General features: G+C 66.9%; 14 protein-coding genes and 1 pseudogene. 6 read left to right on the forward strand and 9 right to left on the reverse strand.

The window, feature by feature from the left end; translation table 11 throughout:
* A pseudogene (locus tag SKC42_RS10885) lies at nucleotides 1-113 on the reverse strand (acetaldehyde dehydrogenase (acetylating)); the annotation flags it as partial.
* Between the two features lie 10 nt (nucleotides 114-123).
* Complete coding sequence (locus SKC42_RS10890; RefSeq protein WP_330964320.1) at nucleotides 124-909, reverse strand: 2-keto-4-pentenoate hydratase; 786 nt, start codon at nucleotides 907-909, stop codon at nucleotides 124-126.
* Nucleotides 910-981: 72 nt separating this feature from the next.
* Here SKC42_RS10890 and kstD point away from each other — a divergent pair, with 72 nt between their 5' ends.
* Entirely contained in the window at nucleotides 982-2,664 is a 1,683-nt protein-coding gene (gene kstD, locus SKC42_RS10895; protein WP_330964321.1) for a 3-oxosteroid 1-dehydrogenase, read from the forward strand.
* Nucleotide 2,665: 1 nt separating this feature from the next.
* Nucleotides 2,666-3,526 (forward strand): MaoC/PaaZ C-terminal domain-containing protein, encoded by an 861-nt coding sequence (locus tag SKC42_RS10900; RefSeq protein WP_330964322.1) that lies wholly within the window; start codon nucleotides 2,666-2,668, stop codon nucleotides 3,524-3,526.
* 28 nt (nucleotides 3,527-3,554) lie between these two features.
* On the opposite strand, the gene SKC42_RS10905 is transcribed toward SKC42_RS10900, so the two are convergent.
* The 7 genes from SKC42_RS10905 to SKC42_RS10935 form a co-directional block, all read right to left on the reverse strand.
* On the reverse strand, nucleotides 3,555-4,430 hold the full coding sequence (locus SKC42_RS10905; RefSeq protein WP_330964323.1) for an endonuclease domain-containing protein: 876 nt from the start codon (nucleotides 4,428-4,430) through the stop codon (nucleotides 3,555-3,557).
* 109 nt (nucleotides 4,431-4,539) lie between these two features.
* Entirely contained in the window at nucleotides 4,540-5,709 is a 1,170-nt protein-coding gene (locus SKC42_RS10910) for a lipid-transfer protein (protein WP_330964324.1), read from the reverse strand.
* The gene (locus SKC42_RS10915) at nucleotides 5,709-6,110 is read right to left on the reverse strand and encodes a MaoC family dehydratase (RefSeq protein WP_330964325.1); all 402 of its coding nucleotides are present in this window, start codon (nucleotides 6,108-6,110) and stop codon (nucleotides 5,709-5,711) included. The genes SKC42_RS10910 and SKC42_RS10915 overlap by 1 nt, the downstream gene beginning before the upstream one ends.
* Nucleotides 6,107-7,069, reverse strand: coding sequence for a bifunctional MaoC family dehydratase N-terminal/OB-fold nucleic acid binding domain-containing protein (locus SKC42_RS10920; RefSeq protein WP_330964326.1), 963 nt, complete (start codon nucleotides 7,067-7,069; stop codon nucleotides 6,107-6,109). The genes SKC42_RS10915 and SKC42_RS10920 overlap by 4 nt, the downstream gene beginning before the upstream one ends.
* Nucleotides 7,066-8,229 carry an acyl-CoA dehydrogenase FadE29 gene (gene fadE29, locus SKC42_RS10925; RefSeq protein WP_330964327.1) on the reverse strand — a complete coding sequence of 388 codons (1,164 nt, stop codon included), beginning with the start codon at nucleotides 8,227-8,229 and terminating at the stop codon, nucleotides 7,066-7,068. The genes SKC42_RS10920 and fadE29 overlap by 4 nt, the downstream gene beginning before the upstream one ends.
* Nucleotides 8,220-9,245 (reverse strand): acyl-CoA dehydrogenase family protein, encoded by a 1,026-nt coding sequence (locus tag SKC42_RS10930; protein WP_330964328.1) that lies wholly within the window; start codon nucleotides 9,243-9,245, stop codon nucleotides 8,220-8,222. The genes fadE29 and SKC42_RS10930 overlap by 10 nt, the downstream gene beginning before the upstream one ends.
* Nucleotides 9,246-9,252: 7 nt before the next feature.
* Nucleotides 9,253-10,494, reverse strand: coding sequence for a cytochrome P450 (locus tag SKC42_RS10935; protein WP_330964329.1), 1,242 nt, complete (start codon nucleotides 10,492-10,494; stop codon nucleotides 9,253-9,255).
* A gap of 121 nt (nucleotides 10,495-10,615) precedes the next feature.
* Here SKC42_RS10935 and SKC42_RS10940 point away from each other — a divergent pair, with 121 nt between their 5' ends.
* The 4 genes from SKC42_RS10940 to SKC42_RS10955 all read left to right on the forward strand — a co-directional run bounded on the left by SKC42_RS10940 (nucleotide 10,616) and on the right by SKC42_RS10955 (nucleotide 13,954).
* Nucleotides 10,616-11,791 carry a steroid 3-ketoacyl-CoA thiolase gene (locus SKC42_RS10940; protein ID WP_330964330.1) on the forward strand — a complete coding sequence of 392 codons (1,176 nt, stop codon included), beginning with the start codon at nucleotides 10,616-10,618 and terminating at the stop codon, nucleotides 11,789-11,791.
* A 22-nt stretch (nucleotides 11,792-11,813) separates the two neighbouring features.
* On the forward strand, nucleotides 11,814-12,200 hold the full coding sequence (locus SKC42_RS10945; protein WP_330964331.1) for a hypothetical protein: 387 nt from the start codon (nucleotides 11,814-11,816) through the stop codon (nucleotides 12,198-12,200).
* Nucleotides 12,201-12,208: 8 nt separating this feature from the next.
* Nucleotides 12,209-12,655: a nitroreductase family deazaflavin-dependent oxidoreductase gene (locus SKC42_RS10950; RefSeq protein ID WP_330964332.1), complete on the forward strand. Its 447-nt coding sequence runs from the start codon at nucleotides 12,209-12,211 to the stop codon at nucleotides 12,653-12,655.
* Between the two features lie 108 nt (nucleotides 12,656-12,763).
* Nucleotides 12,764-13,954, forward strand: a complete 1,191-nt coding sequence (locus SKC42_RS10955) for a cytochrome P450 (RefSeq protein ID WP_330964333.1) — start codon at nucleotides 12,764-12,766, stop codon at nucleotides 13,952-13,954.
* Nucleotides 13,955-13,976: the final 22 nt, after the last annotated feature.

The raw sequence follows: 13,976 nt of genomic DNA on the forward strand, positions 1-13,976 counted from the left end.
TCAATACCCACCATCCACCGCGGCTCCAACCACTGCGACCGCAACAACTTATACAGCAGGTCAGTACTAATATTGCCCGACCCGACAATGGCCACACTCGCCTTCGACGGCATGACGCTCCTCTTATTCGAACGACAAACGAACAGAACCCAAGCCGGTGAACTCGGCCACAAACTCATCACCGGCGCGGGCGTCGATCGCGCGCGTGCACGACCCCGGCAACACCACGTCGCCCTTACGTAGTCGCACCCCGAAGCTTTCCACTTTGCGGGCCAGCCACGCCACCGCCGTGACCGGATTGCCCAGCACCGCGTCGCTGCGGCCCTCGGCGACGACCTCACCGTTGCGGGTCAACACCGCCTCGATCGCTTTCACATCAAGCTTCCCCGGCCAAACCCGGGCCGCCCCCAACACGAAACCCGCCGACGACGCATTGTCGGCGATGGTGTCGCACAACGCGATCTTCCACTCCGTGATGCGGGTATCGATCAACTCGATCGACGGCACCAAAGCCTCCGTCGCCGCCAACACGTCATCCTCGGTGCAACCAGCCCCCGGCAAGTCCGCGGCCAAGACGAAACCGACCTCGACCTCGACCCGGGGATACAGGTAGCGGCTCGCCTTGACCGGAGTGTCCTCGAACACCTGCATCTCATCGAGCAAATGCCCGTAATCGGGCTCGTCGACCCCCATCATCTGCTGCATCGCCTCCGACGACAGCCCCACCTTGTGACCGACGATCCGCGCACCCCCGGCCACCCGCCGACGGATATTGATCAACTGAATCTCATAAGCATCGACAACATCGATGTCCGGGTGCGCGCCGGTCAAGGGAGCGATGGGTTCGCGGCTGCGCTCGGCGTGCGCCAAGTCGGCGGCCAGCTCGTCGCGGATCGCGGCACTGAGCATTTACCGAAGTCCCCTCGTTCGTGTGACCGGGCCAGTAGCGCCCAACCCGGGCAATTCTATAACGTGTTCTACATGACAGCGAAGGAGTACGACGTCGTCGTGGTTGGCAGCGGCGGCGCCGGCATGGTCGCCGCCCTCACCACCGCCCACCGGGGTCTGTCGACAATAGTCATCGAAAAGGCTCCCCACTTCGGCGGCTCGACCGCGCGCTCCGGCGGCGGCGTCTGGATTCCGAACAACGAAGTGCTGCAGCGCGCCGGCGTGCGCGACACCCCGGAGGCGGCCCGGACCTATCTGCACGGGATCGTCGGGGACATCGTGGAACCCGAGCGTATCGACACTTACCTCGAGCGTGGGCCGGAGATGCTGTCCTTCGTCCTCAAGCACACGCCGCTCAAGATGTGCTGGGTTCCGCAGTACTCCGACTACTACCCCGAGGCCCCCGGCGGCCGCGCGGGTGGCCGGTCGATCGAGCCCAAACCGTTCAACGCCCGCAAGCTCGGCCCCGACGAGGCGGGCCTGGAACCGGCCTACGGCAAGGTGCCGCTCAACGTCGTTGTGATGCAGCAGGACTACGTGCGGCTCAACCAGCTCAAGCGGCACCCCCGTGGGGTGGCCCGCAGCCTGAAGGTGGGGGCCCGCACCATGTGGGCGAAGGCCACCGGCAAGAATCTCGTCGGCATGGGCCGGGCCTTGATCGGGCCGTTGCGGATCGGCCTGCAGCGGGCCGGAGTCCCGGTGGTGCTCAATACCGCGCTCACCGACCTCTACGTCGAGGACGGCGTGGTGCGCGGCGTCTATATCCATGAAGCGGCCGAGTCCGAATCGGCCGAGCCGCAGCTGATCCGCGCCCGACGCGGCGTCATCCTGGCCAGCGGCGGATTCGAACACAACGAACAGATGCGCGTGAAGTACCAGCGCGCGCCGATCACCACCGAGTGGACTGTGGGCGCCAAGGCGAACACGGGCGACGGCATCGTCGCCGGCGAAAAGCTCGGCGCCGCATTGGACTTGATGGAAGACGCCTGGTGGGGTCCGACCGTGCCGCTGGTCGGCGCACCGTGGTTCGCACTCTCGGAGCGCAACTCGCCCGGGTCGATCATCGTCAACATGTCCGGCAAGCGGTTCATGAACGAATCGATGCCGTACGTCGAAGCCTGCCACCACATGTACGGCGGCGAGTACGGGCAGGGACCCGGGCCCGGGGAGAACATCCCGGCGTGGCTCGTGTTCGACCAGCAGTACCGGGATCGCTACATCTTCGCCGGACTCCAACCGGGACAACGGATCCCGCGCAAATGGCTGGAGTCGGGCGTCGTCGTTCAGGCCGATACCCTCGAGCAGCTGGCCGAGAAAGCCGGCCTTCCGGCCGACCAGTTGACCGCGACCGTGCAGCGTTTCAACGGATTCGCCCGCTCGGGCGTCGACGCGGACTTCCACCGCGGCGAGAGCGCCTACGACCGTTACTACGGCGACCCGACCAACAAACCCAATCCCAACCTGGGCGAGATCACCCACGCGCCGTATTACGCCGCCAAGATGGTGCCCGGCGACCTCGGCACCAAGGGCGGCATCCGCACCGACGTGCACGGCCGGGCACTGCGCGACGACGGTACGATCATCGAAGGGCTTTATGCCGCCGGCAATGTCAGCGCGCCGGTGATGGGACACACCTATCCCGGCCCCGGTGGCACCATCGGGCCAGCCATGACCTTCGGGTACCTGGCCGCGCTGCACCTGGCTGGAGCCAACTGACATGCCAATCGATGTGAATGTCGCACTGAACGCCGTGCTTGACCCGATCGAATTCTCCTGGGCCAGCAGCGATGTGCAGCTTTACCACCTGGGGCTGGGCGCGGGGTCCGATCCGATGAGCCCACGCGAACTGCGCTACCTCGTGGACGAGACGCCCCAGGTGCTGCCAACGTTCGCGACCGTCGCGGCGACCTTCCACGCCACCAAGCCGCCAACCGTGCAATTCCCCGGCATCGACATCGAGCTGAGCAAGGTGCTGCACGCCAGCGAGCGGGTGGAAGTGCCCGCGCCGCTGCCGCCCTCGGGCTCCGCGCGGGCCGTCACCAGGTTCACCGACATCTGGGACAAGGGCAAGGCGGCTGTCATCTGGAGCGAGACGACCGTGACCGCGCCGGACGGCACGCACCTGTGGACGCAGAAGCGGTCTATCTACGCCCGCGGGGAAGGCGGGTTCGGTGGTGAGCGGGGCCCGTCATCGTCGGACGCGGCGCCCGACCGGGCGCCCGATCTCGAGGTCGCGATGCCGATCCTGCCGCAGCAGGCGCTGCTCTATCGGCTCTGCGGCGACCGCAACCCGCTGCACTCCGATCCCGAATTCGCCTCGGCCGCAGGCTTTCCCCAGCCGATCCTGCACGGTCTGTGCACCTTCGGGATGACCTGCAAGGCGATCACCGACGCTGCGCTCGACGGCGACGCGGCGGCGGTCGCTGCGTACGGTGCCCGTTTCGCGGGCGTCGCCTTCCCGGGCGAAACGCTCGCGGTCAACATCTGGAAGGAGGGCGGGCGGCTGCTGGCCAGCGTTGTCGCGCCGTCGCGCGACAACGCGGTGGTGCTCGGCGGCGTCGAGCTGGTCCAGGCCTAGTGCCTGGCCTCTGCCGTCGAGCGCCCGTCTAGACGGGCCTCGGCCGTCGAGCGCCCGGCTGCGCGGGCACACGACGAGAGCGTGCGGCGCGCACCCGTCCGACGATGTCGCCGGGCCGGTCGCCGGCGACCACCCGGACGACGATCCACCCCAGACGCTCGAGCCTCTCCAGCCGCCGAACATCCCAGGCGTATTGGCGGCGATCGCTGCGGTGCTGTTCACCGTCGTATTCCACTGCGACTTTGACGTCCCCCCATCCCATGTCCACGTATGCGAAGGCGCCGCCGAATTCGTCGAGCACCTGGATCTGCGTCTGCGGCCGCGGCAGGCCGGCGTTCACCAGCAACAGCCGCAGCCACGTCTCCTTCGGCGACTGGGACCCGGCGTCAAACAGGTCCGCCGCCCGGCGTGCTGCCGCGATGCCCCGGCGCCCCGGGTACCTGCGAACCAGCAGCTCGATATCAGCGGCCTTGATCTCCGTCGCGCTGGCCAGCGCATCAATACCCGCTACGGCGGTCGTCGTCGGGTACCAGCAGCCGAGGTCTAGCGCTGTCCTCGTCGGCGAAGTGACCGGCAGGTCCCCGATCATCGCGATCTCATCTGCCGCGACGACGTCTCGACGTAGCTGTATGCCCGCCGGGCGATGATGATTGTCGTGGATCAACTCCACGGTTCTTCGGTCGTCGACCCATTTGCTTCCGTGCAGCGCGGACGCCGAGAACCCGGCAATGATTCCCCGGCGGCCGGTCCACAACCACCCGGCCTTGGCGCGCACCGCGGCGGTGACCTCAGAGTCGCGATCGATGTAGACCCCCCGAAACAGCCGAATGTAGCGCGTTTCCAAGTGACTCCTGGTCACCAGCCCACAGGCAACCGCTTCCCGACCGACAAAAGGCTCGCCCATGGCCGCATGGTGGCATGGCAAACCATCGGAGTCACTTCAGCTGCCGAGCGCCCGGCTAGCCGGGCCCCAGGCGTCGAACGCCCGGGGGGCGGGGCGTTCGGCAAAGGCTCTAGCCCAGGATCAAGCCCGACGTCGGCACACCCGTGCCCGCGGTGACCAGGACATGCTCGACGTCGGGCACCGGGTTGACCGAAGTGCCGCGCAGCTGCCGGACGCCCTCCGCGATGCCGTTCATGCCGTGGATGTAGGCCTCGCCGAGCTGGCCGCCGTGGGTGTTGATCGGCAGTCGCCCGCCGATCTCGATTGCCCCGTCGGCAATGAAGTCCTTCGCCTCACCGCGGCCACAGAAGCCCAACTCCTCCAACTGAATCAGCGTGAAGGGCGTGAAGTGGTCATAGAGGACGGCGGTCTGGATGTCCGACGGCTGCAGACGGGATTGCCGCCACAGCTGCCGCCCCACCACACCCATCTCCGGCAGGCCGAGCTCGGGCCGGTAGTAGCTGACCATCGTGTACTGGTCGGGGCTCGACCCCTGCGACGCCGCCTCGATGACGGCCGGTCGCTGTTTGAGGTCCCGCGCGCGCTCGGGCGACGTCACCACGATCGCCACCGCGCCGTCGGTCTCCTGGCAGCAGTCCAGCAATCGCAGCGGCTCCGCGATCCATCGGGAATTCTGGTGGTCCTCAATGGTTATCGGCTTCTCGTAAAAATACGCCTTCGGGTTCTTGGCGGCGTGCTTGCGGTCGGCCACCGAGATGGCGCCGAAGTCGCGGCTGGTCGCACCGGACAGGTGCATGTAGCGCTGGGCGATCATGGCGACCTGCGCGGCCGGTGTGGAAAGACCGTGGGGATAGGAGAACGAGTTGTCCGCCGCCGTCGAATCGGCCTGCGCGCGAGCGTCTCCCACCAGGCGGGTCTGCACCTGGCCGAAGCGCATGCCCGACCGCTCGTTGAACGCCCGGTACGCCACCACGACGTCCGCCACCCCGGTCGCGACGGCGATCGCCGCCTGCTGGACGGTCGCGCACGCGGCGCCGCCGCCATACCCGATCTGCGAAAAGAACGTCAGGTCACCGATGCCGACTGCGCGCGCGACGGCGGTCTCGTTGTTGGTGTCCATCGTGAACGTCGTCAACCCGTCCACGTCGGCCGGAGTCAAGCCGGCGTCGTCCAGGGCGTCCAACACCGCCTCGGCCGCGAGCCGCAGCTCACTTCGGCCGGAGTCCTTCGAGAAGTCGGTTGCGCCGATGCCGACGATCGCCGCTCTACCCGACAACATCACGCGCCCCCCATCGTCAGGGTCACCGTCGCAATAACGTGATCACCAAGGCTGTTGCGGCCGAATACCTTAACGGTGATCAGGCCGTCGTCCACAGCGGTCACCTCGCCGCTGAACGTCACCGTGTCGTACGCATACCACGGCACCCCGAGCCGCAGCCCGATCGACTTGATGAGTGCGGACGGGCCGGCCCAGTCGGTCACGTAACGCTCGACCAGGCCGGTGTCGGTCAGGATGTTGACGAAAATGTCCTTGGAGCCCTTGGCCTGCGCCTTGTCCCGGTCGTGGTGCACGTCCTGGAAGTCGCGGGTGGCCAGCGCGGTGGAGATGATAAACGTCGGGTCCCCGTACAGCTTGAGCTCGGGCAGCGTCGCGCCTACTTCGACGGTCGGAACACTCATGCGTTGTCTCCCAACGGCTCCCAGGCGTAGAGGCTCCACTCCGGGCCGCTGTCACCAGCGGGAAAGTCGATGTAGGTGGCCCGCACAGGCAGACCGATCCGCACCTTCGCGGGCTCGATCCCGCGCAGCTCGCCCAGCATCCGCACCCCCTCCTCGAGCTCTACCAGCGCGATGACGAAGGGTAAGGTGCGGCCGGGCACCTTCGGCGCGTGGTGCACGACGAAGCTGAACACCTCACCGCGACCGCGGGATACCAGGTAGTCGATCGGCGCGGTCTTGTCCTGCCACACCGCCGGCACCGGCGGATGCTGCAGACTGCCGTCCGGCCGCCGCTGGATCCGCAGCTCGTGCGCCGTGACGCCCTCCCAGAAGAAGGCCGTGTCGCGGGAGGACGCCGGCCGCATCATGGTATCGGGGTCCAGATCCGCCGGCACCGACGACGAGGCCTCAGCCGCTTCTCGCGGCTTGAACTTCAGGATGCGCCAGTTCATCTCAGCCACGTCCTCGTCGCCGACGCGCCAGATGATGTGCTGGTTGACGAAATAGCCCTCGCCCAGGGCGGTCTGCTTGGGCCCGACAACATCGCCCAGCTCGGAGGTGACGCTCACCTGCTCGCCGGGCTGCAGGTAGCGGTGGTAGGTCTGCTCGCAGTTGGTCGCCACGACGCCGATGTAGCCGGCGTCGTCGAAAAGCTGCATGATCGGCCCGAGCGGGTCGTCCTTGGGACGCTCCCCACCCAGCCCGAACATCGTCCAGACCTGAATCATGGCCGGCGGGGCCACGATTCCGGGATGACCGGCGGCGCGCGCCGCATCCTCGTCGACATAGATGGGGTTGCGGTCGCCGAGCGCCTCGACCCAGTTGTTGATGGTCGGCTGATTGACCGGATCGCGGGCAACCCGCGGCTTGGCCCCACCGGCCGCTTTGATCTCCGCGACGGCGTCCTGGATTTCGGTCATCGCGGCACCCGCGGCACCTTGAGGCCGGCGGCGGCGATCATCTCCCGCATCACCTCGTTGACTCCCCCACCGAAGGTGATCACCAGGTTGCGCTTGGTCTGCGAGTCGAGCCAGTTGATCAGCTCGGCGGTCTCGGGCTCGGCCGGGTTGCCGTACTTGAAGACGATCTCCTCGGCGAGCCGGCCGATGCGTTGGATGCGTTCGGTGCCAAACACTTTCGTCGAGGCCGCGTCGGCGACGTTGATGTCCTCGCCCGCGGCCGCCACCTGCCAGTTGAGCAGCTCGTTGATGCGCCACATGGCCTTGATCTCGCCGAGCGCCCGCTTGACGTCCTCGTGGTCGATCGGCGTGACCCCGTCGGCGCCAGGCTTGGATGCCCACGCGTGCACCCGGTCGTAGATGCCGGCGACCCGGCCGGCCGGGCCGAGCATGACCCGCTCGTTGTTGAGCTGGGTGGTGATCAGCCGCCATCCGCCGTTCTCCTCGCCGACCAGCATGTCGGCGGGCACCCGCACGTCGTTGTAATAGGTGGCGTTGGTGTGGTGCGCCCCGTCGGACAGGATGATCGGCGTCCAGGAGAACCCGGGATCCTTCGTGTCCACGATGAGGATCGAAATGCCCTTGTGCTTAACGGCATCCGGGTCGGTGCGGCAGGCTAGCCAGATGTAATCCGCGTCGTGCCCGCCGGTGGTCCACATCTTCTGGCCGTTGACGATGTACTCGTCGCCCTGGCGCACGGCAGTGGTCCGCAGCGACGCCAGGTCGGTGCCCGCCTCGGGTTCGCTGTAGCCGATCGCGAAGTGGACCTCACCGGCGAGGATCGCCGGCAGGAACTTCTTCTTCTGCAGCTCGCTACCGAACTGCTGCAGAGTCGGGCCGACGGTCTGCAGCGTGACCGCGGGGAGCGGGACGTCGGCCCGATGCGCCTCGTTGACGAAGATGGACTGCTCGATGGGGCCGAAACCCAAGCCGCCGAACTCCTTTGGCCAGCCCACCCCGAGTTTGCCGTCCCGGCCCATCCGCCGGATCACGGCACGATAGGCCTCGTTGTGTCGGTCGGACTCCATCGCTTTCGCCTCTTCGGGCGAAATCAGGTTCTCGAAATATTCGCGTAGCTCGGCCTGCAGCTGCCGCTGCTCCGGAGTCAGGTCTATGAACATTGCGCTCCCACGAGGTCGAGGCGATGAGACGGTCCGCCCAATAGCCGGGACAGGTCCTTGATCGTGGAGTAGTACCGGTGCATCGGATAGGTGATGTCCATGCCCATGCCGCCGTGCAAGTGGTGACAGGTCTGCATCGCCGGCGGCGCCTGCGACGTGATCCAGTAGCCAAGGACGTCGAGGTCTCCGAGAGTTTGGGGGTCGGCATCCCGGCCTTCGGACAGCCGCCACGCGACCGACTTCGCCACCAAATCGATGGTGCGCGAGGCGATGTAGACCTCGGACAGCTGCGCCGCGACGGTCTGGAACGTGGACAACGGCTTGCCGAACTGCTTCCGGTTGGCCACGTAGTCGGCGGTCAACCGCAACGCGCCGGCCACCAGCCCGTCGGTGAACGCGCCGATCATCGCCAGCGCCAGCTGATTGACGCGGTACGCGGTCGCACCGGCCAGGACGTCGGCGTCGTCGACGGCGAGGTCGGCAAACGAGACGGTGTATTCGTCGGATCCACTCGACGTCGGAGTGTGGGCCAGCCGCACGCCGTCGGCCTTCGGCGATACCACAACGACCGCGCTGTCAGCGGTGACGACCATCCAGTCGGCGTTCTCGGCATACGCGACACCGATTTTCGTGCCGGATAACCGGCCCCCGGACAGGGCGGTGGCGGGGCGGTCCGGGAGCGCCGCACCGGGCTCGTTGAGCGCGGCCGTCAGCAGACCGCCCTTGACGACACCGGCCAAAAAACGGTCCTGCTGCTCGTCGGAGGCGAGGTCGAGCAGCGGCACCACACCCAGGCCGAGCGTGGCCAGCGCGGGAGTGACCGCGCCGTGCCGGCCCACCTCGGTCAGCACGGTGGCGACCTCGGGCAAGCCCACGCCGTCGCCGCCGAGGCGTTCGGGCACCGGCAGCGCTGGGACACCTCCGCCGACCAGGGCCGCCCAGGAGAGATCCCGATCCAGAACCGACGTCACCACATCGGCGACGGCCTGCTGCGTCGCAGTGAGATCGAAGTCCATCAGGATCTCACCGCGTCTGGCCGGTGTAGTCGACCTGCCAGTGCTTGATGCCGTTGAGCCAGCCCGACCGCAACCGCTCGGGCTCGCCGGTGGGCTTGAGGTCCGGCATGTGGTCGGCGACCGCGTTGAAGATCAGGTTGATGGTCATCCGGGCCAGGTTCGCGCCGATGCAGTAGTGGGCGCCGGTGCCGCCGAAGCCGACGTGCGGGTTCGGGTCGCGCAGGATGTTGAAGGTGTGCGGGTCGTCGAAGACCTCTTCGTCGAAGTTGGCCGACCGGTAGGACATCACCACCCGCTGCCCCTTCTTGATCCGCACGCCGCCGAGCTCGGCGTCCTCGTTGGCCGTGCGCTGGAACGCGGATACCGGGGTGGCCCAGCGGATGATCTCGTCGGCGGTGGTCGACGGGCGCTCCCTTTTGAACAGCTCCCACTGCTCGGGGTTGTCAGCCATTGCGATCATCCCGTGCGTGATCGAGTTGCGCGTGGTCTCGTTGCCGGCCACGGCGAGCATCACCACGAAGAAGCCGAACTCGTCATCGGAGAGCTTCTCACCGTCGATGTCGGCCTGGATGAGCGTAGTGACGATGTCGTCGGTGGGGTTCTTGCCCCGCTCCTCGGCCATCTTCATCGCGTACATGATCAGTTCCATTGACGACTGCGCCGGGTCGACGTGGGCGTACTCGGGGTCGGTGCCGCCGGTCATCTCGTTGGACCAGCGAAAGAGCTTGTCGCGGTCCTCCTGCGGAACGCCCAGCAGCCCCGCGATGGCCTGCAAAGGGAGCTCACACGAGACCTGCTCGACGAAGTCGCCACTCCCCTCCGTCGCCGCGGTCTTGGCGATGTTCTGGGCGCGCTGGGCGAGTTCGGCTTCCAGCCGTCCGATGGCCCGCGGCGTGAATCCCCGGGAGATGATCTTGCGCAACCGGGTGTGGTGGGGTGCGTCCATGTTCAGCATGACGCTGCGCTGCAGTTCGACCTGCTCTCGCTTCATCTCCGGTGGCCACGTGGGGATGGCCCCGTTCATCCAGCTGGAGAAGGTGTCGCTGCGCTTCGACACGTCCTTGACGTCGGCGTGCTTGGTGACGAGCCAGTATCCGTGGTCCTCGAACCCGCCGGCGCCGCCGGGAATATCGACCCAGTGGATCGGCTCCGCCTTGCGCAGCTCGGCGAGTTCCGCGACGGGCAATCCGGCAAGGTTGACGTCCGGGTCCAGAAAGTCGAAGTCGGCGGGAATGTTGGGGGGTGCCATGTAGGTGCGCTCCTCAATTGCAACGTGTTCTAGTGCCAGTAAAACACGGCTCCTGCGCAGATAAAAGGCAGGTCATCATCGTCGCTTGTCAGAGTAATGAAACGTGTTCTAGCCTGACGGAATGGGTAACCCGGTAATCGTCGAAGCCACTCGCAGCCCCATCGGAAAGCGCAACGGATGGCTCTCAGGGCTGCACGCTACCGAGCTGTTGGGAGCGGTGCAGAAGGCACTGGTGGAGAAGGCCGGCATCTCGTCTGGTTTCCAAGCCGGAGACGTCGAGCAGGTCATCGGGGGCTGCGTCACGCAGTTCGGCGAGCAGTCGAACAACATCAGCCGGGTCAGCTGGCTCGTCGCCGGTTTGCCGGATCACGTCGGCGCCATGACCGTGGACTGCCAGTGCGGCAGCGGGCAGCAGGCCAACGGGTTGGTCGCCGGCCTGATCGCGACGGGTGCGATCGACGTCGGCATCGCCTGCGGCATCGAGGCGATGAGCCGCGTCGGACTTGGCGCCAACGCCGGTCCCGACCGCAGCATTCTGCGGCCCGCCTCGTGGGACATCGACCTGCCCGACCAGTTCACCGCCGCCGAGCGGATCGCCAAGCGCCGCGGCATCACCCGCGACGACATCGACGAGTTCGGCTTCCAGTCTCAGGCCAAGGCCAGGCAGGCGTGGGACGAAGGCCGCTTCGACCGCGAGATCTCGCCGATAGAGGCCCCGGCGCTCGACGAGAACAAGCAGCCGACGTCGGAGCGCGTGGTCATCTCGCGCGATCAGGGCCTGCGCGACACCACGCTGTCGGGCCTGAGCTCGCTGAAACCCGTCATCGAGGGCGGAATCCACACGGCGGGAACGTCATCGCAGATCTCCGACGGCGCGGCCGCCGTGCTCTGGATGGACGAGGACAAGGCCAAGGCGCTCGGGCTGCGGCCGCGCGCCCGCATCGTCAGCCAGGCGCTGGTCGGTGCCGAGCCCTACTACCACCTGGACGGCCCGGTGCAGTCGACGGCCAAGGTGCTGGAAAAGGCCGGGATGAAGATGGGCGACATCGACATCACCGAGATCAACGAGGCTTTCGCGTCGGTGGTGCTGTCGTGGGCGCGGGTGCACAATCCCGACATGGACAAGGTGAACGTCAACGGGGGTGCCATCGCGCTGGGCCACCCGGTGGGTTCCACCGGCAGCCGGCTCATCACCACGGCTCTGCACGAACTGGAGCGCACCGATCAGACCACCGCGCTGATCACCATGTGCGCCGGCGGCGCCTTGTCCACCGGCACCATCATCGAGCGCATCTAGCGGTCATCGCTTCGGTTTCCGGGTGCTGGTCACTGACGAGAGCCGCGTCGCCGCGGCGCAGGCCTACATCGATGCCCTCATCAGCCACGACGGCGACGCCGTTCCGTTCGCCGCGCGCTGCACCCGCGTCGAGCAGGGAATCAAGAACGGTTTCTCCGGAAACCATCTGCGGCGGAGCTTGACTCGCGGTCCGCAGTATCGGGTGATCGCCGACGCGACGGCGCCGGATTACCGCATCGTCGGCGACGAGGTGCACGCCGCGTACGACCTGGTGACGAAGGCGGCGCTCGGGGGGCGCCGCGTGGCCGCGCGGGTCAACGAGCGATTCTTGATCCCCGCCGAAAGCGCAAGCGGCGAGGCCGAAATCCACCACATCGATGTCCGCTTCCGACCCTTCATCCAGCGCTAAGGAGCCTGATGGACAAGCCGAAATCGCTGAACTCGCCCATGACCGGCCTCTTCATCAAATGGATGTCGCGCGCCAACACCTGGATGTATCGCGTCAGCAAGGGCCGGTGGGGCGGCACCTTCCAGAAGAGCCCGGTCGCGCTGCTGACGACTACCGGCCGCAAAACCGGCCAACCCCGCGTGAGCCCGCTGCTCTACCTGCGTGAGGGCAACCGCGTGATCCTGGTGGCGTCCCAGGGCGGCCGCGACAAACACCCGCTGTGGTACCTCAACCTGAAGGCCAATCCGAACGTCTCCGTGCAGATCAAGGACGAGGTGCTGCATTTGCAGGCCCGCGACGCCACAACGCAGGAGCGCGCGCAGTACTGGCCGAAATTGGTCGCCATGTATCCCTCGTTCGACGACTACCAGTCGTGGACCGAGCGGGTCATACCGGTCATCATCTGCGACCCCTAGGGCCTCCCCGCGCCTCGATGCCTTGACTGATCATCTCGTCGCATGTGACGATTTCGTCAGAAACGGCGGTGTTGCCGCGCCCGCCGGCAGCGCGTGTGAGGAGAACCGATGCGTCGACGACCGGCCGGTGTCCCGGTGTACTCGCCGGACATCTACTCCACCAACGCAATCCTCGATCCGTACCCGCGTTACCAGCGACTGCGCATTCTTGGGCCGGTGGTCTGGTTGGCCAAGCAGAAGGCGTACGCGGTGCCCCGCTACGCCGAGTGCAAGGCAGTGTTGCGGGACGACAAGACGTTCCTGTCCGGCAGGGGCGTAGCGCTGAATCCGTTCACCAACCGCCTGTCGCGAGGCACGACGCTCACCAGCGACGGCGGCGAACATGAGCGGCGACGCAAGCTGGTTGCGCACCGGCTGATGCCGCGCGCGTTGCGCGCGATCAGCGACGGGGTGGACGCCACCGCCGCCGCGGTCGTCGATGCCGCGCTCAGCAGGGACGAGGTCGATGGCGTGACCGACCTCGCCGCCGCCCTACCACTGGCCGTGGTGCCCGACCTCATCGGTTGGCCCCGGAATCATCGTGACCACCTGATCTGTTGGGGCGGAGCGACTTTCGATGTGCTCGGTCCGCCCAACTGGCAGGCGATCAGATCGACGCCTCAAGCGTTGAGGATGCTGCACTTTGCGCGGCGCGTCGTTCGCCGGCGCGCGGTTCTCGACGGCAGCATGGCGGACGAGCTGCTGCGGGCGGCCGACGAGGGCACGCTGTCACACGGCGAGTGCCCGCCGCTGATGGTCGACTACCTCGCCCCGTCGATCGACACGACGATGAGCGCCATCTCGAACGCTTTGTACTTGTTCGCCAGCCACCCCGAGCAATGGCAGCTCCTGAAAGAGGAGCGCGCCCTGATGTCGAATGCCATCAACGAGGTCGTCCGTTATGAGCCGCCGCTGCGTGCATTCGCGCGTTGGGTGAGCCGCGAGACCGAAATGGGCGGAGTGACAATGCCGTCGGGCTCCCGCGTGCTGGTGATGTACGCCTCGGCCAACCGGGACGAACACGAGTGGGCGAGGCCCGACGTCTTCGACATCCGCCGCGACGCGAGCCGTCAGATCGGGTTCGGACAGGGTGCACACGCCTGCGCCGGCCAAGGTCTAGCTCGCTTGGAAACGTCAGCCATGCTGCGCGCGTTGCTCGATCGCGTCGACCGCATCGAGCTCGCCGGGACCCCGACTTGGGCGATCAACAACGTCATCCGTCGCCACTCAGCCCTGCCACTCAAGTTGATCGCGGCATAAGTAGTCGCCCGGGGGGAATTCG

This window comes from Mycobacterium sp. 050134 (assembly GCF_036409085.1).
Taxonomy (GTDB): domain Bacteria; phylum Actinomycetota; class Actinomycetes; order Mycobacteriales; family Mycobacteriaceae; genus Mycobacterium.

What these genes read in the sequence shown, in the direction of transcription:
- SKC42_RS10905 (WP_330964323.1), bottom strand. Translation starts at nt 4,430, where the DNA reads ATGGGCGAGCCTTTTGTCGGTCGGGAAGCGGTTGCCTGTGGGCTGGTG.
- kstD (WP_330964321.1), top strand. Translation starts at nt 982, where the DNA reads ATGACAGCGAAGGAGTACGACGTCGTCGTGGTTGGCAGCGGCGGCGCC.
- SKC42_RS10940 (WP_330964330.1), top strand. Translation starts at nt 10,616, where the DNA reads ATGGGTAACCCGGTAATCGTCGAAGCCACTCGCAGCCCCATCGGAAAG.
- SKC42_RS10890 (WP_330964320.1), bottom strand. Translation starts at nt 909, where the DNA reads ATGCTCAGTGCCGCGATCCGCGACGAGCTGGCCGCCGACTTGGCGCAC.
- SKC42_RS10920 (WP_330964326.1), bottom strand. Translation starts at nt 7,069, where the DNA reads ATGACCGAAATCCAGGACGCCGTCGCGGAGATCAAAGCGGCCGGTGGG.
- SKC42_RS10915 (WP_330964325.1), bottom strand. Translation starts at nt 6,110, where the DNA reads ATGAGTGTTCCGACCGTCGAAGTAGGCGCGACGCTGCCCGAGCTCAAG.
- SKC42_RS10935 (WP_330964329.1), bottom strand. Translation starts at nt 10,494, where the DNA reads ATGGCACCCCCCAACATTCCCGCCGACTTCGACTTTCTGGACCCGGAC.
- SKC42_RS10950 (WP_330964332.1), top strand. Translation starts at nt 12,209, where the DNA reads ATGGACAAGCCGAAATCGCTGAACTCGCCCATGACCGGCCTCTTCATC.
- SKC42_RS10955 (WP_330964333.1), top strand. Translation starts at nt 12,764, where the DNA reads ATGCGTCGACGACCGGCCGGTGTCCCGGTGTACTCGCCGGACATCTAC.
- SKC42_RS10910 (WP_330964324.1), bottom strand. Translation starts at nt 5,709, where the DNA reads ATGTTGTCGGGTAGAGCGGCGATCGTCGGCATCGGCGCAACCGACTTC.
- SKC42_RS10930 (WP_330964328.1), bottom strand. Translation starts at nt 9,245, where the DNA reads ATGGACTTCGATCTCACTGCGACGCAGCAGGCCGTCGCCGATGTGGTG.
- fadE29 (WP_330964327.1), bottom strand. Translation starts at nt 8,229, where the DNA reads ATGTTCATAGACCTGACTCCGGAGCAGCGGCAGCTGCAGGCCGAGCTA.
- SKC42_RS10900 (WP_330964322.1), top strand. Translation starts at nt 2,666, where the DNA reads ATGCCAATCGATGTGAATGTCGCACTGAACGCCGTGCTTGACCCGATC.